Annotated in this window: 19 protein-coding genes; 10 read left to right on the forward strand and 9 right to left on the reverse strand. The window is 43.0% G+C overall.

Translation table 11 applies throughout. The annotated features are described in order from the left end of the window. Positions 1 to 92: 92 nt before the first annotated feature. Entirely contained in the window at positions 93 to 2,339 is a 2,247-nt protein-coding gene (locus ABXS85_RS13345) for a methyl-accepting chemotaxis protein (RefSeq protein ID WP_353667012.1), read from the forward strand. A 59-nt stretch (positions 2,340 to 2,398) separates the two neighbouring features. Here the strand turns inward: ABXS85_RS13345 and betA are convergent, their stop codons facing one another. From betA to ABXS85_RS13385, 8 genes are all read right to left on the reverse strand, one after another. Then, the gene (gene betA / locus ABXS85_RS13350) at positions 2,399 to 4,066 is read right to left on the reverse strand and encodes a choline dehydrogenase (protein WP_353667013.1); all 1,668 of its coding nucleotides are present in this window, start codon (positions 4,064 to 4,066) and stop codon (positions 2,399 to 2,401) included. 26 nt (positions 4,067 to 4,092) lie between these two features. Further along, the gene (betB, locus tag ABXS85_RS13355; protein WP_353667014.1) at positions 4,093 to 5,550 is read right to left on the reverse strand and encodes a betaine-aldehyde dehydrogenase; all 1,458 of its coding nucleotides are present in this window, start codon (positions 5,548 to 5,550) and stop codon (positions 4,093 to 4,095) included. A 287-nt stretch (positions 5,551 to 5,837) separates the two neighbouring features. Next, positions 5,838 to 6,143: an isoamylase early set domain-containing protein gene (locus tag ABXS85_RS13360; RefSeq protein WP_353667015.1), complete on the reverse strand. Its 306-nt coding sequence runs from the start codon at positions 6,141 to 6,143 to the stop codon at positions 5,838 to 5,840. A gap of 532 nt (positions 6,144 to 6,675) precedes the next feature. Then, positions 6,676 to 8,388 carry a GNAT family N-acyltransferase gene (locus ABXS85_RS13365; RefSeq protein ID WP_353667016.1) on the reverse strand — a complete coding sequence of 571 codons (1,713 nt, stop codon included), beginning with the start codon at positions 8,386 to 8,388 and terminating at the stop codon, positions 6,676 to 6,678. Between the two features lie 219 nt (positions 8,389 to 8,607). Continuing rightward, positions 8,608 to 8,808, reverse strand: coding sequence for a hypothetical protein (locus tag ABXS85_RS13370; RefSeq protein ID WP_353667017.1), 201 nt, complete (start codon positions 8,806 to 8,808; stop codon positions 8,608 to 8,610). Between the two features lie 158 nt (positions 8,809 to 8,966). After that, positions 8,967 to 9,149 (reverse strand): hypothetical protein, encoded by a 183-nt coding sequence (locus ABXS85_RS13375; protein ID WP_353667018.1) that lies wholly within the window; start codon positions 9,147 to 9,149, stop codon positions 8,967 to 8,969. A 184-nt stretch (positions 9,150 to 9,333) separates the two neighbouring features. Continuing rightward, a complete protein-coding gene (locus ABXS85_RS13380; protein WP_353667019.1) occupies positions 9,334 to 10,026 on the reverse strand; it encodes a ChrR family anti-sigma-E factor in 693 nt (230 codons plus the stop codon). A gap of 6 nt (positions 10,027 to 10,032) precedes the next feature. Further along, positions 10,033 to 10,608: a sigma-70 family RNA polymerase sigma factor gene (locus ABXS85_RS13385; RefSeq protein ID WP_353667020.1), complete on the reverse strand. Its 576-nt coding sequence runs from the start codon at positions 10,606 to 10,608 to the stop codon at positions 10,033 to 10,035. Positions 10,609 to 10,818: 210 nt separating this feature from the next. On the opposite strand from ABXS85_RS13385, the gene ABXS85_RS13390 reads away from it, so the two are divergent. From ABXS85_RS13390 to ABXS85_RS13430, 9 genes are all read left to right on the forward strand, one after another. Further along, positions 10,819 to 11,259, forward strand: coding sequence for a nuclear transport factor 2 family protein (locus ABXS85_RS13390; RefSeq protein WP_353667021.1), 441 nt, complete (start codon positions 10,819 to 10,821; stop codon positions 11,257 to 11,259). 19 nt (positions 11,260 to 11,278) lie between these two features. Further along, complete coding sequence (locus ABXS85_RS13395) at positions 11,279 to 12,037, forward strand: SDR family NAD(P)-dependent oxidoreductase (RefSeq protein ID WP_353667022.1); 759 nt, start codon at positions 11,279 to 11,281, stop codon at positions 12,035 to 12,037. A gap of 63 nt (positions 12,038 to 12,100) precedes the next feature. Further along, a complete protein-coding gene (locus ABXS85_RS13400) occupies positions 12,101 to 13,351 on the forward strand; it encodes an FAD-dependent oxidoreductase (protein ID WP_353667023.1) in 1,251 nt (416 codons plus the stop codon). After that, a complete protein-coding gene (locus ABXS85_RS13405; RefSeq protein ID WP_353667024.1) occupies positions 13,351 to 14,130 on the forward strand; it encodes a DUF1365 domain-containing protein in 780 nt (259 codons plus the stop codon). The genes ABXS85_RS13400 and ABXS85_RS13405 overlap by 1 nt, the downstream gene beginning before the upstream one ends. A gap of 31 nt (positions 14,131 to 14,161) precedes the next feature. Further along, positions 14,162 to 15,433, forward strand: a complete 1,272-nt coding sequence (locus ABXS85_RS13410; protein ID WP_353667025.1) for a cyclopropane-fatty-acyl-phospholipid synthase family protein — start codon at positions 14,162 to 14,164, stop codon at positions 15,431 to 15,433. 4 nt (positions 15,434 to 15,437) lie between these two features. After that, positions 15,438 to 15,959 carry a DUF2878 domain-containing protein gene (locus ABXS85_RS13415; RefSeq protein ID WP_353667026.1) on the forward strand — a complete coding sequence of 174 codons (522 nt, stop codon included), beginning with the start codon at positions 15,438 to 15,440 and terminating at the stop codon, positions 15,957 to 15,959. 1 nt (position 15,960) lies between these two features. Then, entirely contained in the window at positions 15,961 to 16,680 is a 720-nt protein-coding gene (locus ABXS85_RS13420; RefSeq protein ID WP_353667027.1) for a hypothetical protein, read from the forward strand. An 18-nt stretch (positions 16,681 to 16,698) separates the two neighbouring features. Further along, entirely contained in the window at positions 16,699 to 17,238 is a 540-nt protein-coding gene (locus tag ABXS85_RS13425) for a DUF3833 domain-containing protein (protein WP_353667028.1), read from the forward strand. A 198-nt stretch (positions 17,239 to 17,436) separates the two neighbouring features. Beyond that, positions 17,437 to 19,407, forward strand: coding sequence for a methyl-accepting chemotaxis protein (locus ABXS85_RS13430; protein WP_353667029.1), 1,971 nt, complete (start codon positions 17,437 to 17,439; stop codon positions 19,405 to 19,407). Between the two features lie 98 nt (positions 19,408 to 19,505). On the opposite strand, the gene ABXS85_RS13435 is transcribed toward ABXS85_RS13430, so the two are convergent. Beyond that, on the reverse strand, positions 19,506 to 21,242 hold the full coding sequence (locus tag ABXS85_RS13435) for a PAS domain S-box protein (protein ID WP_353667030.1): 1,737 nt from the start codon (positions 21,240 to 21,242) through the stop codon (positions 19,506 to 19,508). Between the last annotated feature and the right edge of the window lie 511 nt (positions 21,243 to 21,753).

The raw sequence follows: 21,753 nt of genomic DNA on the forward strand, positions 1-21,753 counted from the left end.
CTTGAAAGCCAGTTGTCGTAGTCCGCGAATGAATGGTTTATTTATCGACAAGCTGGCCATTCGCAACTCGTGTAGATGTAGAGGGCTAAAAAATGACGTTCAAACGGAAAATAATAATTATATTGATTTTAGTTGGGGTAATACCTGCTTTGCTTATGTCGGCGGTATCTTTATACATTTCGTCTGGCGCTTTGAAGGAGGCAGCTTATAACAAGCTATCCTCTTTGCGTGAAGTAAAGAAAGATGCGGTAGAATCTTATTTAACGAAATTAGAAGATGAAGTCTATTTGCTGTCCATCAGCCCTTTTATTAAAAGGGAAATGCCCTTTATCACAGCAGCCTATCAACAAGCTTTAGATTCCGCGCCAGAAACCATTCCTAGTGTTGATGTGATGCGAAATGAGCTCATCAGTTACTATCAAAAGAATTTTGAGCCTGCCTTGGTGGAAGGAAGTAAAAACAGGTCTTTACCGACAATGGCCTCTTTGATCGGTGACATGTCTGATACTGCGGTGTTTTTGCAATACATTTATATCTTAAAAAATCCTCATCCTGTAGGGGAAAAAGATGTTTTGATCAATTCCCAGAATGGATTGAAGTACGACAAAGAACACCAAGTGGTGCATGAGTATTTGGCGGAGATCCAGAAAACATCCGGTTATTACGATTTGTTTTTGATCGATACTAAAGGTGACATTGTTTACAGTGTATTCAAAGAAGTGGATTTCGGTACCTCCCTTGAAAATGGCCCCTACAAAGATTCCGGTATTGCCAGGGCTTATCGAGAAGCCATGCAAGCAAAGGAAGGCGCTTATATTTTTAGTGATTTTTCTTTGTATACCCCATCTTTTAATGCGCCAGCGGCTTTCATTGCTTCCCCTGTTTTTGGCGACAATGGGAAGCATTTGGGGGTGGTTGTCGCGCAATTTCCAATTGATAAGCTCAATGCCATCATGGGCCAGAGAGTTGGCTTAGGAGAAACCGGTGAAACCTATTTGGTAGGTGATGATTTATTGATGCGTTCTGATTCCTACTTAAGTCCGGTCGATTTCTCTGTTCTTGGCTCCTTTCAAGCGTTAGGTGATGAAGGTAAAGTAGATACAGATGCGGTACGACGAGCTTTTAATGGCGAAACGGCGACAGACATCATTATAGATTACAATGGCAATCCTGTTCTCTCGGCCTTTACAAAATTAACGGTAAAGGGGTTGAATTGGGTCTTACTGGCTGAAGTAGATGAAGCAGAAGCCTTAGCCAGTTATAAGATGCTCATTAATGTAAGTGGTATTTTAATTGCGTCTGTTTTCATCATTGTTTTGTTTATTGCATTGTTTGTTGCTCGCTTGGTGTTGAAACCATTGGGTGCCGAGCCTGAGCTAATGCAAGACATTGCTCGACGTATCGCAAAAGGAGATTTGAGCCTATTTACTGAGTCAGTAGCAGATAAGAAGAGTGTGTATGGTGCAATGGCAACCATGTCACAGAATTTACGTCAATTGATTCATCAGATTCACGCTATAGTGTCTTCCCAGGTAACCACTTCAGAAGAACTGGCCGAAGTGTCTCGAGCCACCAATGGTAACATTCAAACTCAGCACCAGAATACCGCTCAGGTTGCAACCGCAATGCAAGAAATGTCGGTTTCTATTACTCAAGTAGTAGGCAATACTCAATCTGTGTCTCAGCTAACGTCAGAGGCCAAAGAGCTTGTGGATTCCAGTGTTACCTCGGTGTCAATGGCGGCTCAAGATATTAATACTGTGGCGCAGCAACTAAAAGAGTCTCAGAAAACAATGGATGTGTTAAATCAACGTACCGCAGAGATATCAGCTGTGGTGGAAACTATTCAAGGGATTTCGGATCAAACCAATTTGTTGGCTTTGAATGCAGCGATCGAAGCGGCGCGAGCTGGTGAGTCGGGCAGAGGCTTTGCGGTGGTTGCCGATGAAGTACGAACCTTGGCACAAAATACTCAGAATGAAACACAGCAAATAGCATCTATTGTTGAGGGACTGCAACAGGGAGCAAAAGATGCGCAAAATACCTTGGAAAATAACGTTCATGAAGCAGAACGAGTATCGGATCAAGCGCAAAATACGGTGCAAAAACTACAAGAGGCCGTTGATTATGTCGATCGTTTGGATCAAATGACCGTTCAAATTGCCAGTGGCGCGGAACAACAAGGTCAAGTGGTGAATGAGATCAGTCAGAGTATTGATGAGGTTAGCGATCTGTCTCAAGAAAATGAGAAGGCGATGAAAAATGTGTCTGGCTCAAGTGACTTGATTGCCGATCAGTCGGTCAAGTTAAATGGCTTGATAGAGAATTTCAAGTTATAGGTTTGATATTACATCCTATAAAAAGCCTAAGACAATCAGTGTCTTAGGCTTTTTTATGACTAACGCTGTTTGGTCTCGTATTCAGGGTGTATCCAAACAGGTGCGTCCAAGCTTGGTAATGGTGTTTTGCCGAGAATGATGTCCGCTGCTTTTTCCGCCACCATAATGGTGGGTGCGTTTAAATTACCATTGGTGATGGTTGGGAAAATGGACGAATCCACCACGCGCAAACTCTTCACACCACGTACTCGACAAGCTTCATCCAGTACCGCCATAGGGTCATTATCTGCCCCCATTTTACAAGTACAGGAAGGATGATAAGCACTTTCGACGTTTTCCTTGACCCATTTATCAATGTCTTCGTCACTTTGCACATCAAGTCCCGGCTGAATTTCTTCGCCACGGAATTCGTCCAAAGCCGACTGTTGCAGAATTTCACGGCTTAGGCGAATAGTGTCGCGCCAATCTTGTTTATCCTGTTCTGTGGAAAGGTAATTGAACAAAATACGTGGCTTAGCCGCTGGGTCAGCCGACTCTATCCATAACTTACCACGACTTTCTGGCTTATTCGGGCCAACGTGAACCTGATAGCCATGACCATCAAAAGCAGAGCGACCATCGTAGCGCATCGCTGCTGGCAAGAAGTGATATTGGATATTCGGCCATTTCAAACCTGCGCGAGAGCGGATGAAACCACAAGATTCAAAATGGTTGGTCGCCCCCAAACCATCTTTAAATAAAATCCAGCGAGTACCGATTAAACCTTTACTGATTAAGTCCAATTTACCATTCAGAGTAACTGGCTTATTGCAACGGTATTGGAAGTAGACTTCCAAGTGATCTTGCAAGTTTTCCCCAACCCCCGGTAGTTCCTGTACTACTGGCACACCTGCTTTTTCAAGCACGTCTTTTGGACCCACGCCAGACAATTGCAATAATTGCGGAGAACCAACAGAGCCTGCTGACAGAATGACTTCGTTATTGGCGTTTACTTGATATACCGTCCCTTTTTTACTGAACTCAATACCCACAGCGCGTTTGCCGTCAAACAGGACTTTGTGGCTCAATACACCGGTTTTCAAGGTTAAGTTAGAGCGTTTCATTGCGCGACGCAGATACACATTAGAGGTAGAAGCGCGTACGCCATTTTTTACCGTCATGTGCATTGGCCCAAAGCCTTCCTGTCGGAAGCCATTGTAATCGTCAGTTTTGCCGTATCCCGCTTGGTCACCTGCTTCAATAAAAGCTTGGTACAAGGGGTTATAGCTCATGTCGTTACCATTGTTGGTGGCTAAGGGACCTTCACCACCACGGTATAAATCCGCTCCGCCTTTCCAAGACTCGGCCTTTTTAAAGTAAGGTAGACAAGACTGATAATTCCAGCCTTTTGCGCCATGTTCTTCCCACTCATCAAAATCACATGCGTGGCCACGTACGTACACCATACCATTGATGGAAGAGGAACCTCCTAATACTTTTCCGCGAGGGCAGTGCATTTCACGACCGTCTAAACCGGGCTCTTTGTCAGTGTGAAATTGCCAAGCGTATTTTTCTGTGTTCATCGGGTAGGACAAAGCCGTTGGCATTTGGATAAAGATGCTTTTATCTGTGCCGCCCATTTCCAATAGCAAGACCTTATGTTCACCGCTCTGCGTCAAACGGTCTGCCAGTACGCAGCCTGCAGAGCCAGCACCGACAATAACGTAATCGTAAGTTTCGTTTGCCATACTTTTTCTCTCTTACTCAGTCTTGCTTAATAAGGATTCTGAATGTCATTCAAATCGACAAAAATGCTCTTGTTTTGCGTGTAGTGGTATAAAGTATCTATACCATTTTCACGACCAATGCCTGATTCTTTGTAGCCGCCAACTGGCATTTCCGCAGGGGATGCGCCCCAAGCGTTAATCCAACAAATACCCGCTTGCAATTGGTTGATCACACGATGAGCGCGGGCGAAGTCTTTGGTGAAGACGCCTGCTGCTAAGCCCAACTTGGTATCGTTAGCACGAGCAATAGCATCGTCTTCGTCTTTAAAACTCAATACCGACATTACTGGGCCAAAGATCTCATCTTTTACCTGCGGCATATCATCGGTACAGTTGGTGAAGACAGTAGGCGCTACAAACGCACCCTTGTCTAAACCGTTTTCTGTCACTTGGTAGCCACCACATAGCAAAGTCGCCCCTGCGTCTTTTGCCGCTTGAATATAGCCTAAGACTTTTTGCATGTGGTTTTTCGAAATCAAAGCGCCCACTTGTGTCGCCATGTCCATTGGGTCACCGACAATCATGGCTTCGGTGCGTTGTTTCAGTTCTTTGGTAAAGGCTTCTAACATGTCTTCATGGACAAATACGCGTGTGCCATTGGTGCAAACTTCACCTTGTGTATAGAAGTTGGCCAACATGGCGGCAGAAACCGCTTGATCGATTGGCATGTCAGGGAAGATGATCATAGGAGACTTACCGCCCAATTCCATGGTCACTTCTTTGAGAGACTGAGCTGACGCCGCCATGACTTTTTTACCTGTGCCCACTTCCCCCGTGAAGGATACTTTATCGATATCAGGGTGATTGGTGATCATTTGACCGGTACGACCATCACCTTGTACCACATTGAACACACCGTCTGGTAAACCCGCTTCGGTAAAAATTTCCGCCAGTTTGAGGGCGGTTAATGGGGTTTCTTCTGATGGCTTGAAAATCATCGCATTGCCAGCCGCCAGTGCTGGGCCTGATTTCCACATGGCGATTTGAATAGGGTAGTTCCATGCGCCAATGCCAGCGCAAATGCCTAACGGTTCACGGCGAGTATAGAAAAAGTTTCCGTTTCCTAAGTCTTGGTATTCGCCTTGGATTTTGTCGGTCAGTCCTGCGTAATATTCGATCACATCGGCACCGGTTTCAATGTCAACGCAAATGGCTTCTTGTAAGGGTTTACCTGTGTCTAACACTTCCAGTTTGGCCAACTCTTCATTACGTTCACGCAGCATGTCTGCGGCTTTTTTAAGAATGCGACCACGCTCTACTGGGCTCATTGCCGCCCAGACTTTTTGACCTTGTTTGGCAGATTCAACTGCAGCATCAAGCTCCGCTTGTCCAGCATGTTCAACCGTTGCGATGACTTCCCCTGTGGCTGGGTTGATGGTTTCAAAATGTTCTCCGCTGGTGGATGCATGGTAGCGGCCGTGAATGTATTGCTGCTTGTGTGCCATCTTGTTTGCCTCTCTTCATTGGGTTCAATACCCTGTTTTTAGTAGCATCAAGGTATGAATTTTTTATTAAACGCGCATTTAATAAAAACATTGTAACATTTTTACTCATGAATATCAGCCTGCCGACTAAGGGCGACGCAAAGAGTTCGATGGGCGTCGTTTCAAATGAGTTTAGCGACCTTTTATGACAAGATGGGTAGAAAAAGGTGTATGTATGGCTAAGAAAAAACGGCACCTCAATTCAGTGATGATGAGGTGCCGTACAATAGACAAGGTGGTAGGCAGCATCAGAGATTTAATACACCATTGCTGTCATGGCTAACTGGGCTTGGCACATAGGCATCGGCCATATCGTCATTCAGCCAATAAACATTGTCTGCGACATAACGAAATTGATAAGTGTTATCCACTTCCAAGTTTAACGTTGATGCGTACAAGCCAGTTTTTTGTTTCCTGAGCGGATTGGCTTCCGCATCCCAGTTATTAAAATCCCCCACGACAGACACTTTACTGGCATCACCAATGGCTTCTGCAGGTAAGGAAAACTTTACTTTGCATTCTGGCTTAGTCTTTAGGTAGGTTTTCTCAATCATTTCCAGCTCCATATGATCTAACAAAGAAACATCATTAAAAAGGCTACTGCAAAAGCCTGAGGACAAACGAGATACAAGATTAATCCAAGCTGAAGCAAGGCTTGAGCCAGATTTGGTAACTCATTAACATCAAAAGAAAAGCCTGTTTAACGTTTGATAAACAAAGGATTTTCTAATTGCTTAAGACCGATTTTTGCCCCAAATTGGCGCTTAAGGAAAGTACAGATAAGTTTTCCTTTAGTCTTAGTTGGAAGGTCAAGCGAGCGCTCTGTGTTAACCGTGATCACACAATTCGCCGTTTTTCTGTTCCTTTTTTATTATAGGATGTAAATTCACATTCTACTTGACTGAATTAAGCTAGACTGAAAAGACACTAATAAAAAGTATAAGAGGTGTGTAATGGATATTGAATTGATAGTCCTTATGATTTTGAGTCTTCTGTTGGTGGTAAAGATCGTCTACTTAGTGATGATGAAAAAAACACTAGAAGAGCACAACGACTCTTCTCATCATGACCATCATGGATCTTGAATTATTGACCTCGGTAGCGCTTGTTTTTCGCTTCTTTGACTGTGTTGAGATCGACCAAAACCAATCCGTCTACACAGTAGCCAAAGTCAGCATCTACGCCAAAGTCTAAGAAGCGAACGCCGCCAGGTTCACACAATTCACTGTATTGTTTGAATAAGGTAGGAACGCTGGCACCGAAATGCCCTAGTTGTTCTTTTAGTACTTTAAAGTCTTCTTCGTAATTGTCACCCGCAAACATATTCTGGATGATGTCCTTGTGCTCAGGGTTCACCTGATAAGGTGTAAAAGAGCGAGCCAGATGTTCTTTGTCCGCAAAATACAGCTGATAAAAAGAGACAATAAAATCTTTTGCCACTTGCGGATAACTGTTGCTGAGGCTGACAGGACCAAACATATAGCGAATCTCAGGGTGGCGATTTAAATAAGCGCCAATGCCATACCATAAATAATCCAAGCTGCGTTTGCCCCAGTATTTGGGTTGTACAAAACTGCGCCCCAGTTCGATACCTTGCTCAAAATAAGGCTCCATATCGCAGGAATAGCGGAACAGTTCGGCACTGTAGATGCGATTTGGGGATTCTTCCTTCATATAGCGAGCGACTTCGCCAATGCGATAAGCGCCGACGATTTCCAGTTCTTCTTCGTCCCAAAGAATTAGGTGACGATAATATTGGTCGAATTTATCCAAGTCTGAACGCTCACCTGTGCCTTCGCCCACTTTGCGAAACGCCACTTCTCGCAAGCGACCGATTTCTTTCATGGTGACAGAAGTCGCATCATAGTCGAACAAATAAATTTGTTTGTTGTCTTTGGTGCTGCCCAAATGTTGTGATTGCTTTAGCTCGTGCTTGATGAGCTGACGATTCTGTGGGTGATCTATCGTTTTTTCCGTTTTCAACAAGGGCTTCTTGCCTTTGGCGATGCGGTACAAATGACGTTTCACCAGTTTGTTTTTTTCTTTGTCGCTTAATGGCAATTGCGCCACTTCCTGAATCGGAATAGCTTGACCCACTTGCATAGGAATCTTGCGATTGCGCTGACGAAACATTTCGTTAGCCAACTGAAGGGTGGACAAGGGGCGATACACCAAAGAGCTGGTGTAAAAGAGCATGGAATTACGGCCACCAATGTGTACCGGCAATAAGGGGCTGTTGGTTTTTTGCGCTAACTTAAGATAGTTTTGATTCCATTTTTGATCTTTTACGCCACTGGGTGACATGCGTGATACTTCACCAGCGGGGAAAATAATGATGGCTTCTTCATTGTGCAGACAGTTCATGATGGCCTTGAGCTGCATTCTGCCCGTTTTGCCGGCCAGATTATCCACTGGCAATACTAGGTTTTTGAGACCATCAAAGCCCATTAACATATCGTTAGCTATGATTTTGACATCGGGACGAATCTCGCCAACTAAACGTAACAATGCGAGTCCGTCTAATGCGCCTAATGGATGGTTGGCGATGATCATAACGCGACCCACCGCAGGAATATTACGCCTATCCATTTGGCTGACTTGGTAACCAAAATTGAAATGATCTAAAACACGATCAATGAATTCAAACCCAGCGCAACCATCGTTCTTTTCAAGGAACTCGTTCACTTCATTTTCATGAAACAAGCGCTTTAAAAGACTTAAGGTAGGACGAGTAATTAAAGGGCTTTTGTCGAAAAACTGAGGTGATTTACTGGCAATCATTTGCTCGACTTGTATCACGATGGTGCTCCGCTCTGAATAAACTCTTGATGATTTATTACTCAGATTAGAGAGGCATTGTGACAAGCGGGTGACGCTAAGGTGTCGAATCGATGACCGATTTTTAACAGAAATAAGTCAATCTGTTTTACTTTTTATTTCATCGATTCTTTTTTCATCACTTCTATTAGGACAATATGATGAGAAAAATATGATGAGAAAGTGATGTGATAAAATTCGTCATGACTCTTCATCAGTAGGTTCTTCTTCAAAGCGATAAAAGAAGTTCCATACACAATAAATGGTCAGTAAAATGGCGAGACCAGCCCATAGAGGTTCATCGTAAAGCCATTCGATGGCGGCCCAAACACCACAGATTAAGGTTGCGACCACACGGCGCCAGAAAGGTTGAAAAAATTGGCGATCGGTTTCATTCAGCATGCTGTACCTACGGAAATTAAATTTATTATTATGCGAATAATGAAAGCACTATTGCGTTGATGCAATATGTTTCTTGTCTTATTGATGCTTACCGTTAAAAGGGTAGGAAGGTGAAAACGGGGCAGGCCCACGTGAAAAAACACATGAGCCTGTAGACTTTATTGCGCTTTCGTTTTGCTGTTGCCCAACGAAATATGACGTGATCCTGTCATTTGAGATTGGCCACTGACACCTGAGTCTATTTTATTAATTTGTCCACCGCGAGCGAAGAATTCTTGCATTTGTTTTTCAATGGATTCCGAGGTTTCCGTTGCCGCCGGCTGTTTCTTTTTTGTGGCCATGAGAAGAGTCCTTGTTGTGAATTTGAACAAGGACTATACCAGACTTTCACATTTTTTTCTTGTTTAGGTTAAAAAACATTCACTTAGCGAGTTACAGCCTGCTAGAAAGTCACGGCTGGATAGAAGCGAGGCTATCAAGACGAGAAAGTGATAAGAGACCTTAAGAGCCTCTTATCATTTAATTCTAAAGACTGGTGTGCGGGTGGTAACGACGCAATATAGGGTTAAGTAAGCGTGTGAACCAACCAGTGAATTCGATCGGAGCATCCAGTACGGTCAAACAAATGCATTCAGCATCTTTGGTGACAATTGGCTTGTGTTTATGGCGCGCATCACGACAAATAAAATCACCTTTACGGTATATTCCGGTTTCATCAGAAAATGCTCCTTCCAACACTAGGGTAATTTCATCACCTGTGTGCGTGTGTGTCGGCATGTGCGCTCCCGGTTTGACCCGTGTTAAGGCAACTTGCGCACCACCTTCTTCATTGAGCAAAGTGGCAATCTTAAAAGAAGGGGACAAATGCATCCAAGGTAGCTCGTCATAGTCATGATGAATGAACTGTCGCAAACTCTTTGGAATCAGGTAACCCTTGCTGTCTCTTTGTGGCAAAGCTGTATTGATAGCAGTGTCGCTGGGAACCGCTTCTTGTTGTGACAGTTTTGCAAAGAACTGGTCTTTCAAATATCTAACTGATTGAGTCGGCATAGTATTTTGCTCAAACAGTTCAGCCCCCAGTGCTTCGAGCTTCATTAGTTGCTTTTGGCACTCAGGACATTGTTCTAAATGGGTCGACACACACAGAGAATGTGCAAGGGGTAAGGCACCTGCCGCATAGTCGGTTAATGTTTCGATTGATGGATGGTAGTGAGTCATCAAATACTACCTCTTAACGTATATAGTCAATTTCTGGAGCGCCAAACGCACTCGAGATTTAATGGTTCCAAGGGGCAGAGATAATTCTTCTGCGGCTTCTTTGTGGGTTTTACCTTCTAGATAGACTTTAGAAAGTACCTGCTTCTGATCAATTGGCAGTTTATCAAGGCTTTGTTGAATCCTTTGCTGATCACGCTTTAGTTGAGCATCTTTAAAAGGATCGGCGCTTTCATCAACAATATTTTGCCAAAGATATTCAGGATCAATATCGGACTGATAGCGACTATTTTTACGTAAATAGTCTATCCGAGCGTTCCTTGCCAAGGTAAAAACCCATGTATTGAGTGACGCAGCTTCAGGTTTGTAAGTGTGCGCTTTGTTCCATATACGAATCATCACTTCTTGAGCAATGTCGTCTGCCATTAGGTTCGCACCTGGCTGAGCGGCAAGGCAAAAGCTGCGAATTTTAGGCACATAATGGTCAAACAAGCGAGACAATGCGGCCTGATCGCGTTGCTCAGCAACTGCAATCATGTCTTGCACTCTTTTTTTGTCTGGTTCTATTTTGTTTGCGCTTTCCATTTAGAGCTCCGAGTGATGGAGTATCGTCAAACTTTCTGACAGCGTTTTGTTCAATATAGGGGATACGCGGTTACTCAAATTTTGGATCACAGTGTGCTGCTTTACAAATAGAAAAATAATAAATTGATCCATTTTGCACCATCATGCGTTTAATAAAACGTTGATTTTTTCAATTCAAATGCAACTACCGAACCAGAAGTGATGTGTATTATGGATTCTAAACTCGCTCCCAATTTGCAACTGATAGAAAACTTTAAAGACTTCTATCGCGATGTTAAACATCCCAAGCTTGGTAAAATTGATCAAGTTTATGCGGACAACATCATTTTCAAAGATCCTATCCATGAGTTGCGAGGGGCGGAAGCTTTACACGCCTATTTGTCCGAGATGAGCGTTAATGTACAAAGTGGTCATTTCGAATATCTTGATCAGATTGTGTCTGACAACATGGCATACATTAAATGGAACATGCATTTCAAACACCCAAAACTGGGTAAGGACACCATTACGGTACGTGGTATGAGTCAAGTCCAGTTCCATGATTGCATCTATTTTCATGAAGACGTATACGATTTGGGTCAGCTTCTCTACGAAAATGTGCCCTTGTTAGGAAGTGTGGTCAAAGGCCTAAAAAGGCGTTTAGCCGTATAGCTTGAGGGAGCCTGCTATCATGAGTCAACAAAACAAGGTATGGATTACCGGTGCCAGTTCAGGTATCGGGTTAGCTTTGGTTAAGCACTATTTACAAGCAGATTGGCGAGTCATTGCCAGTGCAAGGTCTGAAGGTGATTTAAGCGAATTAATGGCAACAGACAGCCGTCTCACTTTTGTGCCATTCGACATAGTGGATAAAACAAAAATAGTGAGTGTGCGTGACGAGATTGCCAAGCAAGTGGATTGTCTTGATTGTGCTATTCTTAACGCTGGCACCTGTGAATACTTAGACATAGAAGGTGAACAAACGGATTGGTCTATGATGGAACGAATTATGTCCGTAAATTTCTTTGGCATGGTAAACAGTGTAGAAATGTGTTTGCCCTTGCTACAAAAATCTTCTCAACCGCATCTGGTGGGTATCAGTTCTCAGGCAGTTCAAGCTGCCTTTCCAAGAGCCGAGGCCTATGGTGCCAGCAAAGCAGCAATTCGTTATTTTTTATCTTCACTGCGCATGGACTTAAACCCCTTAGGTATCGATGTGACCTGTATTTTACCTGGTTTTGTGGATACTCCACTAACCCGAAAAAATACTTTTGATATGCCTTTTTTGATGTCCGCTGACGACGCGGCGCAAGGCATGTATCGAGCCATACAAAAACGTCCTTACGAGTATGCTTTCCCTAGACCTTTATCTGCAATGCTTTGGTTGGGACGCCATTTTCCGAAATGGTGGTTAAAAAAGTTAGCACCGAATAAAACAGACAATTCATAACGAAAATAATAACGACAGGAAGATGTGTTAAAAAAAGATCATCCTGTTACGAGGAGAAAGTGAGTGAAAATCGCCATTATTGGTTCAGGGATTTCCGGATTAACCAGTGCTTATTTATTGCAGAAAAAACATGATGTAACCCTATATGAATCAGCGGAACGCATTGGTGGTCATACGGCGACAGTTGAAGTTCAAGAAGCGGGGCGAATTCTTGCTATTGATACAGGCTTTATTGTTTTCAATGATTGGACTTACCCAAATTTCATTCGTTTGATGGATGAAATAGGTGTGCCATCTCGTCCAACTGAGATGAGTTTCAGTGTGAGTTGTCAGCGTACTGGCCTAGAGTACGGTGGTAACAATCTCAACACCCTATTTGCACAACGTCGTAACCTGCTTAATTTGCCCTATCTTGGTATGTTGAAAGACATTTTACGTTTTAACAAAGAAGCCATTCGGGATTTAGCTGCGGGTCAGCTAAAAGAAGATATCAAACTCGGCGAATATTTGGCGGAACGAGGCTATGGTAAGCGTTTTGCTGAACATTATTTGATTCCTATGGGCAGTGCCATTTGGTCGTCTACTTTGGAAGAAATGATGGACTTTCCACTCATCTTTTTTGTGCGCTTTTTCAAAAATCACGGTTTGCTCAGTGTCAATGATCGCCCTCAATGGCGTGTCATTGAGGGCGGTTCTTCTGCGTATTTACAGCCCTTGGTGGCAAGCTTCAAAGATAAGATTGTGCTGGGTGCTGACATCAAACAAGTGCAACGTTTAGACAATGGAGTGATGTTGGAATTTGCTGACGGTAACACAGAGATGTTTGATGAGGTGGTGTTTGCTTGCCATAGCGACCAAGCTTTGGCTTTGTTAGCGGATCCTAGTCGGCAAGAACGGGATATCTTATCAGCCATTCCGTATCGTAATAATGAAGTGGTGTTGCATACGGATACGCGCTTATTACCAAAAGCCAAACTGGCCTGGTCCAGTTGGAATTATCATTTGGGGGAAGAGCAAAATAAGCCTGCCACCTTAAGCTATAACATGAACATACTTCAGCATTTGGACAGCGATACCACTTATGTGGTGACCTTGAACCAAACGCAAATGATTGATCAAAATAAGATTTTAGGCCGTTTTAATTACGCTCATCCAACCTTCACCATTGAAGGTATTGATGCTCAGGGGCGCTGGTCAGAAATCAATGGTGTCAATCATACTTGGTTCTGTGGGGCCTATTGGCGCAATGGTTTTCATGAAGACGGATGTTGGAGCGGGGTGCGTGTCGCAGAGGGCTTGGGAGTAAATTGGTAATGTCGGCTTATCCTTCACAGTCTGCACAGACACAAAGTGCCATCTATTATGGCACGGTGCGTCATCGTCGTTTTGAGCCCCGTCATCATGCCTTTCAATATAAGGTCTTTATGATGTATTTCGATTTGGATGAATTGGATCATGTTTTGGCGATGAGCCCTTGGTGGTCAACTCAGTTTTGGTCATTGGCGCGCTTTGTTCGTAAAGACTATTTTGGTGATAACTGTCTTCCCATTAAGCAAGCTGTGCAGGGAGAAGTGTTTCGTCAACTTGGTATCAGTTTGAATGGGCCTGTGTGTATGCTCACTAACTGTCGCTACTTCGGCTTTATTATTAACCCTATCACCATTTATTACTGTTTTGACCACGAAAAGCAACTACAAGCTATGTTGCTGGAGGTAACGAATACCCCGTGGGGCGAAAAGGTGGCTTACGTACTGAGATGTGATCCACAACAAGATCGTCAGCGTATCCAGTTTGGTAAAGAAATGCACGTGTCTCCATTCCATCCGATGAATCATTACTATGATTGGCGGAGTAATCTGCCAGAAGACAAATTGACCGTGCATATGCAAAACAAAGTCTTAGAGTCCAACGAATGTGTTTTTGATGCCACTTTGGCTTTGTCTAAGTTGCCGATGAACAGTAAGAACCTGCGTAATGTCTTGCTTTTTTATCCTTTTATGACAGCAAAAGTTGCATTCGGAATTTATTGGCAAGCAATGAAACTGTGGCTGAAAAGAGTGCCTTTTTATAGCCATCCAAAAACATTAACTTAAGTAGATTAGTAAGATAAGAGGTTCCACTAGTATGAGTTTGGCCAGTGTAGAAAATCATAAGCAAGCTAAGAAATCCTCTTCCTCCCGAATTGATAGCATGGCACGTAAAATGGTGTTCGCCATGTTAAACCGTCTTTCCATAGGTCACCTTACTCTTGAGGAAGAGGGTATGGTGTATTCCTTTGGAGAACCTCTTACCAAGGCTAAATACGTAGCGCACATTCGTGTTGAAGACAAAACGGCTTATCGGGATGTTTTTTTCAACAGCAGCATAGGCTCTGGCGAAGCTTTTATGAAAGGTTATTGGTCGTCGCCTGACTTAGTCGGTGTGATTCGTCTGATGGTGGCCAACTTAAATTTGATTAATAAAATGGACCAGAAACGGCCGATTTGGTCACGTATTGGCAGCAAAATTCTGCATAAAATGAATGCCAATACCAAAAAAGGTTCACGGGAAAATATTTCTGCTCACTATGATTTGAGTAACGATTTTTTCTCGCTTTTTTTGGATCCTACCATGATGTATTCGGCGGCCTTTTATGCAGAAGAAGAAGCCACGTTGGAAGAAGCCGCTGTGTATAAACTGGATCGTATCTGTCAGAAATTGCAGTTGAAAGAAAGCGATCATTTATTGGAAATTGGTAGCGGATGGGGAGGCATGGCGATTTATGCCGCTAAACATTATGGCTGTCATGTTACTACTACCACCATTTCGCAACAACAATATGACTTTGCTAAAGAGCGGATACAGGCTGAAGGCTTACAAGACCAAATCACGCTTCTGCTCGACGATTATCGCGACCTACAAGGTCAATACGATAAGTTGGTGTCCATTGAAATGATCGAAGCTGTCGGTCATGAATATTACGATAGCTACTTCAGTAAATGCAGTGAGTTGTTGAAGCCAGAAGGTTTGATGGTGATTCAAGCCATTACCATTGCAGATCAGCGTTATGATTATGCCCGTCGTTCAGTCGACTTTATACAGCGTTATATATTTCCGGGTGGTTGCCTCCCTTCCAATCAGGTGATTGCAGACAAAATTGCTAAGAAAACTGATATGCAAATCATTGGTCTAGAAGACATCACAGAACACTATGCGAAAACCTTAGCAGACTGGCGAGCACGTTTTCATGGGGCTCGTCAGGAAATTTCAGCCATGGGCTTTGACGATGTGTTTTGTCGTATGTGGGATTTTTATTTGGCGTACTGTGAAGGGGGCTTTAAAGAGCGTGCCATCAGCACGGGTCAATTCATTTTTGCCAAACCTGAGTATCGTTTAACGCTTCCAACAGGACAATAAAGCCATGGCAAAGAAGGCCATTTTAAATGGAATATTATTTCAAACAGTATGGTTTATTTGTCTTTTAAGTGGCTCTCTTTGGGCGGTGCTTGCCACCGCCGTTTACCTTGTTTTGCACCAGCGGTTTTTCATTAAAAACACCAAAGAATGGCGCCTCATCTTGTTGTTTCTAGCACTTGGCTTATTGGTGGATGGTAGTTTGTTTCGTTGGTCTGTTTTTACCTCTGAGACGGACGTTTGGACAGTACAAGGTATTCCTCCATTATGGCTCTTATGTTTGTGGATAAGTGTGGCCACCTTATTTGCTCACAGTTTGGTTTTTCTCCAACAAAGGTATTGGTTGGCGGCGGTATTTGGTTTGGTTGGCCCAACCATGAGTTATTTTGCTGGTGCCAATATGGCTGGAGTGTCTTTAGCACAACCTGTTTGGCAAAGCTTGCTGCTGGTGGCATTTATATGGGCCATGATTTTGCCTCTTGGCGTTTGGTTAACGCATAAGTGGCAACTTACTGAAAAGCGGGAATAATATGTTTTATTCACTATCGAATGCTGTGTGTTTAGTCTTTATGAGTATGCTACTAAGCGGTGTGGTTGTGGCTGCCCAAGGGTCAACGCCGAGCTCGGCTTTTGGTCAGGCTTACAGTTTAGAAAGTGGGGAACTGCTTTACACAGAACGACATCAAGCCTTGCCTAATCGTCAGCACAGTGTGGTATACGCTGAGCCAGACGGTCAAGTCTTTGCGCGTAAACAAATCGATTTCTCTCAATCTTTGATACGTCCCAGTTTTCAACAGTTGAATCAGCGCAATGGTGAATACATTAAGGTGGCGCAACAAGGTGACAGTTTTTTAGTAAGTTACCGAGAAAGCACGGACACTGAAGAAGAAACTGAGAGGATCAGCGACCAAACCAATATGGTTATAGACGCAGGTTTTGATGCTTTTGTGCGCCAATATTGGCAAGCCTTGATGACAGGTAAAGCCATGGACATTGACTATTTGGTGCCTAGCAAACAGACCACTTTTTCATTTCGTTTTCAGCAGGCGTCCTGTTTAGCCGGCACGCCAGCGAATGCGGTTTGTTTTACTTTGTCACCCGTTTCTTGGCTGGTTAAATTGGCGGTTGATCCAATCGTTGTTGCTTATGACAAAGGGCAACAGCAGCTCTTACGCTTCACTGGTCGCGCCAACATTAGTAACGCTGAAGGCAAATATCAAAGTGTTGATATTCGCTACCAATATGATTAGTAACATTAGGGGATCACTATGAAACGCATATCATTGAAACACGGACTGATTATCCTATTTGCCAGCTTCTTCTTATCTGCTTGCTCCACTACAGAGGTCTCCATTTACGCCAACAACACGCCGAAATTTGATCTACAATCCTTTTTCTCTGGTGAGTTACGTGCGCATGGCATACTGAAAAATCGCAGCGGTAAGGTCATTCGTTATTTTAATGCTACATTGGATGGCCGTTGGGAAAAGGGTGTGGGTACCTTAGTAGAAGTCTTTGTGTTTGATGACGGTGAAATACAAAATCGTACTTGGACCATGACCCCCAATGCCTCAGGTCAATACATAGCGACAGCCAATGATGTGGTTGGCTCAGGTGAAATCAAAATGGCGGGAAATGCCTTATTTATGAAATACGTGCTGCAAGTGCCTTACGATGGTGACATTATTGAAGTCACGGTGGATGACCGCATGTACATGGTGAAAGAGGGTGTGGTAATCAATGAGTCTGTGATGACTAAATTTGGTTTTGAAGTAGGCTATTTGTCCATTGTGATCGAAAAGGTTTAAAAGTGTCTTTTGGTTACTCAAGCAGTCTCCTTCTATAACTCCTTTGATCTGATTCACAATTCATTACATTGATAACTTGCTGATAGCCGCAATGCCAACTAGGTTTTTAGTTGGTATCAGTAACAATCTTTATGGATGAGTTTCTCAATGCGGCCCATATCTTTACTGTCAAATAGGTTCAACCAATTAAGCTTGAAAATGAAGTTATTGTGCCTGGTTATTATTTTTATTGGCACATTGACCACTCTTATTCTGTATACCGTCATTTCATTAAATCAACAGTCCAATGATACCTTGGTGGTCAACATTGCTGGCCGTCAACGTATGCTGACGCAAAAAATTACCAAAGAATTCTTACTGGCATTAGAAGTCGCTAAGTTAACTCAGACCAAGCCAAATCTTGAAGCGGTACATAAATCGGAAAGATTGTTTGATCAATCTCTTGAGGCCTTAACCTATGGAGGGGAGACTTTTACGGATTTGGGCATGACACAAGCTGTTGAACTTCCGCCCCCACCTAATGAAGACATTAAAGCTCAATTGGAAAGGGTTGCTGTGTTGTGGAAGGCGCATGAGGAAAATATTGAACGCATTGCCGCAGAAGATTACGAAGTTGATGTGTTGCAAATGATCAGTGAAAACAGTGTCAATGTATTGGCCAATATGAACAAGGCTGTGGTGATGTTTAGTCAGGCATCGCAAGCCAAAATCAAGCAAATGGTGAGGAATCAAATTATCGCCGCTGGCCTGGTGTTTGTTTTAATGGCTATTTTTTATGGTTTGATTTTGCGCAGCATCATGCGTTCTATTAACTTTGCCATCGACACCACACGTCAAATTGCTGATGGTAATTTGCAAAATCAACATAAGGAGATTGCCAGCTATCCCAATAATGAGATGGGTGATTTGATGCGAAATGTCGAGCAGATGCGGGTTTCCTTACATGAAGTCATCGCTCTGGTTCAGAAACACGGTCGACAAATGTCTCATTCAGCGCATCAGGTGTCGGATATTTCTCATGAAATTTCGGCAACGGGGAAAACACAACAGAAAAGCTCGAATGAGCTACATTCAGCCATTTCATCTTTATTAGAGGCGTCTAATGAAGTCAGTGGTAATATTACCTTGGCCGCCAACAGCTCCAAAGATACCTTATCTATCTCGGCTGATGGTATTGAGTTGGTAAATAATAATATCCAACAATTTGATAGCGCTGTCGGGACGGTAAACCAAGCGGCAGAACAAATGGGAGCACTCAAAGACTTCTCGGTGCAAATCAATGACATTATCGATTCCATACATGATATTGCCGACCAAACCAATTTGCTGGCTTTGAATGCCGCCATAGAAGCCGCCAGAGCAGGTGAGCAGGGGCGCGGTTTTGCGGTTGTGGCCGATGAGGTTCGAAGCTTGGCAGCTCGTACTTCAAGCTCCAGTAAGGATATTTCCGAGTTGCTTGCTCAATTGATGGGGAAAGTCGACATCTCTGTGACCTCGATGAATCAAGTGGTTGAAATGGTGGATCAAGCGCAGGAAACGTCGAAGCAAACCATGACCTCCTTTACTGCTATGTCGGAAGGCATTGGTACTACCTCGGCGAATATGGAAACGATCGCGCAATTGAACCAAAAACAAATGGATCATTTCGAAGTGTTGAACAGAAAGCTAGAACACTTAGCGGATGCCTTAGATGAAAGTAACAGTAAAGCCAATACCACCTCTATGGTGGCGGACGATCTTTATCATATCTCTGAGAAGCTGGAAACGCATCTAGAAGGCTTTATTACCGAAACCCATGAGTTTGTGGCGAAAGCTGATCATGAAAAACGTAATGCTCCTCGATCGGAAAACAAAATGCGGTTGTATGTAGAGCAAGGTGATATGTCTGGAGAAGGCATGACCAATGATATCAGTAAGCAAGGCATTAAATTCCGCTCAAAACTGCAATTGGACCCACAATTGCTTGTTACGTTACAAATTGTGTTACCAGAAGAAATTAAAAGGCAAGGAAGCCAAGCTCTCTTGTCTTTAAAAGCGAATATTATTCGAGTGGAGCAGCATAGTGCATACTTTATTTATTCTCTCAAGTTTGATGACGTGTCGGCGCAACAAGAGCAAGTATTAAAAGCGTTATTTACCTTCTTCAAGGGCCCTCATTCGTTTAAGTAATGCACTGAATTAATGCTGGTAATCTGTACTAATCCAAACTCAACCCCTTGCCCTATCATCAAGGTTTTTCCTCTCCTTGATGATAGGGCATGGGTAAATTAATCGTCGCTGTTCATATAGGCAGACAATTGATCCACATGGCTTTTCGTTTCATCGATAAGAGAAGAAATCTCATGGGCCGATTCTGTCGTACTCTTGGCAAGGTTACGTACTTCGTCTGCTACCACTGCAAAACCTCGTCCCGCTTCCCCAGCGCGAGCGGATTCAATGGCAGCGTTGAGGGCCAGTAAATTCGTTTGATCAGAAATGCCGTTAATGGTTTGAATGATACTACCAATACGCTCTAAAACTTGAGACATAGCGCCGTGTGTTTTCTTGATCACGGCATTTCGTTCTGTGACGTCAGAACCATAAATCAATATTTTACTGAGATTACCTTCCGCATCGAATACCGGTGTTATGGCAACGGCCAGAATGAGTTCATTCATGGTCAATTCGGCATTGATGAATTCGCCATTTTGTACCTTACTCCACTGTTCGGAAGTGATGTAGGTGTTGAGGTTTTTGATATTGCTTTGCAAGGTAGCGAACTCGGAGATAGCAAAACTTTCCATTGCTTTAGGGTTGGCTAATTCCAGCTCTCCGTTAGGACTAAATTCCATTACGATATTACTTAAATTAATGGCCTCTAAACGAACATCATTTTCTAAGGCTCTTCGTTTGGTTTCGTCAATATTAGCTTGGATGGAGATGAACTTAATTAACTCACCATTTTCATCGAACACGGGATTAATTGCCAAACTGATCCAATAAGCATCACCATGTTTATCGTAATTGAGGATTTCATCGTAGAAGGCAACACGATTACGAAGGTTTTCAGATATCCTTTCCACTGTGGCTTTGGACGTGTGTTCTCCTTGAAGCATCGAACCGGGTTTTTTGCCTATCACCTCTTCTAAGGTGTAATGCGTCAGTTTGGTGAAGCCAGGATTGACGTATTCGATTAAGCCCTTCTCATCTGTAATAACAACGGAATTGGCTGTTTCGTTGGCCACCAATGAGAGTGTGGCGAATTGTTCTTGTTGTAATTTTTGTTCAGTAATGTCTTTTACAAAGGCGGTGTAAAGAATTTTGCCATTTGATTCAATTTTAGACAGTGACAAGTTTGCCCAAATCTTTCGGTCGTCAAGTGTTTCGATTTGAATGTCTCGAGAGGTGCCAACAATTTTATCGACGCCAGTGGTTCTGTTGGCATTGACCAGATTATCATGATTACCCTGAATGGCTCTGGGCACTAACATCTTAACGTTGTTACCTAATACTTGGTCTCTTGTGGTTCCCCAGAGCTTTTCTGCGGCCTTATTAAAAAAGATAACATTATTGTTTTCATCTATGGTGACCACCCCATCAATACACTGTTCTAAGGTTTGGTCAATTCTATCAATGGCTTCTTTTTGTGAGGAAATGTCTTTGATAAAAGCGGTATAGGTGATTTTTCCATTCATTTTAATCCGAGAAAGTGCGAGATTACACCATATATTGGTGCCGTCTTTTCGTGGCACCAATATATCTCTGGATTGGCCGACAATTTTATCAATTCCCGTTGTGCGGTTGGCGTTGACATAGTCATCGTGATTGGCTTGTATTGCTTTAGGCACCAACATTTTAACGTTATTACCTATCACTTCTGATCGCGTATAGCCCCACAAATTTTCAGCCGCTTTATTAAAAAATGTGACCTTATTGTTTTCATCAATACTAACGACCGCATCGATCGCTTGTTCTAACACTTGTAAGGTACTGTCGGAAGATCCTGGAAACAATCCGCTTAACATAATTTTTCCTCAAATGAGATAGGTCCGTTAGGAAAGAAAGCAATGGTTGTTTTCTTACTATTGAGATTAGAAGACCCCCGTTTTTTTTCAAGTTAGATAGTTGAGGGCTTTTGTTAAGGTTTGTATGAATGAAGGTGATTTAGGTGAGCGATGGAATATTGCTGGTCGGATAAGCGTATAGGAGGGCTAACGATAAAGAAAAGCCAACAGAGGTTTCGAAGGCATGCAAATTTTTTGTGTCATATTATGCTCATTGCGGAACCTTGTCTTTCTATCTTACTAGTATAGAAGTTGCGTTCATATTATCTGTTGATGGGATAATCAGTCTATTTAAAACATGGATTGAGTATTAGGAAAGACCTATTCGTATCTTTCTTAATTCACGGTCACCTAAGATTGGCGCAAATTGAAATCATGTCTGTCTCAGTTTAGGGGAAGTGGATACGCCCATGATCCACTTGGACGTCTGGATCATGGGCGCATGAGAGAACCGTTATTTTAGAAGAGGGGA

Source organism: Marinomonas sp. THO17, from assembly GCF_040436405.1.
GTDB lineage: Bacteria > Pseudomonadota > Gammaproteobacteria > Pseudomonadales > Marinomonadaceae > Marinomonas.

What these genes read in the sequence shown, in the direction of transcription:
- ABXS85_RS13345 (WP_353667012.1), top strand. Translation starts at nt 93, where the DNA reads ATGACGTTCAAACGGAAAATAATAATTATATTGATTTTAGTTGGGGTA.
- betA (WP_353667013.1), bottom strand. Translation starts at nt 4,066, where the DNA reads ATGGCAAACGAAACTTACGATTACGTTATTGTCGGTGCTGGCTCTGCA.
- betB (WP_353667014.1), bottom strand. Translation starts at nt 5,550, where the DNA reads ATGGCACACAAGCAGCAATACATTCACGGCCGCTACCATGCATCCACC.
- ABXS85_RS13360 (WP_353667015.1), bottom strand. Translation starts at nt 6,143, where the DNA reads ATGATTGAGAAAACCTACCTAAAGACTAAGCCAGAATGCAAAGTAAAG.
- ABXS85_RS13370 (WP_353667017.1), bottom strand. Translation starts at nt 8,808, where the DNA reads ATGCTGAATGAAACCGATCGCCAATTTTTTCAACCTTTCTGGCGCCGT.
- ABXS85_RS13375 (WP_353667018.1), bottom strand. Translation starts at nt 9,149, where the DNA reads ATGGCCACAAAAAAGAAACAGCCGGCGGCAACGGAAACCTCGGAATCC.
- ABXS85_RS13380 (WP_353667019.1), bottom strand. Translation starts at nt 10,026, where the DNA reads ATGACTCACTACCATCCATCAATCGAAACATTAACCGACTATGCGGCA.
- ABXS85_RS13385 (WP_353667020.1), bottom strand. Translation starts at nt 10,608, where the DNA reads ATGGAAAGCGCAAACAAAATAGAACCAGACAAAAAAAGAGTGCAAGAC.
- ABXS85_RS13390 (WP_353667021.1), top strand. Translation starts at nt 10,819, where the DNA reads ATGGATTCTAAACTCGCTCCCAATTTGCAACTGATAGAAAACTTTAAA.
- ABXS85_RS13395 (WP_353667022.1), top strand. Translation starts at nt 11,279, where the DNA reads ATGAGTCAACAAAACAAGGTATGGATTACCGGTGCCAGTTCAGGTATC.
- ABXS85_RS13405 (WP_353667024.1), top strand. Translation starts at nt 13,351, where the DNA reads ATGTCGGCTTATCCTTCACAGTCTGCACAGACACAAAGTGCCATCTAT.
- ABXS85_RS13410 (WP_353667025.1), top strand. Translation starts at nt 14,162, where the DNA reads ATGAGTTTGGCCAGTGTAGAAAATCATAAGCAAGCTAAGAAATCCTCT.
- ABXS85_RS13415 (WP_353667026.1), top strand. Translation starts at nt 15,438, where the DNA reads ATGGCAAAGAAGGCCATTTTAAATGGAATATTATTTCAAACAGTATGG.
- ABXS85_RS13420 (WP_353667027.1), top strand. Translation starts at nt 15,961, where the DNA reads ATGTTTTATTCACTATCGAATGCTGTGTGTTTAGTCTTTATGAGTATG.
- ABXS85_RS13425 (WP_353667028.1), top strand. Translation starts at nt 16,699, where the DNA reads ATGAAACGCATATCATTGAAACACGGACTGATTATCCTATTTGCCAGC.
- ABXS85_RS13430 (WP_353667029.1), top strand. Translation starts at nt 17,437, where the DNA reads ATGAAGTTATTGTGCCTGGTTATTATTTTTATTGGCACATTGACCACT.
- ABXS85_RS13435 (WP_353667030.1), bottom strand. Translation starts at nt 21,242, where the DNA reads ATGTTAAGCGGATTGTTTCCAGGATCTTCCGACAGTACCTTACAAGTG.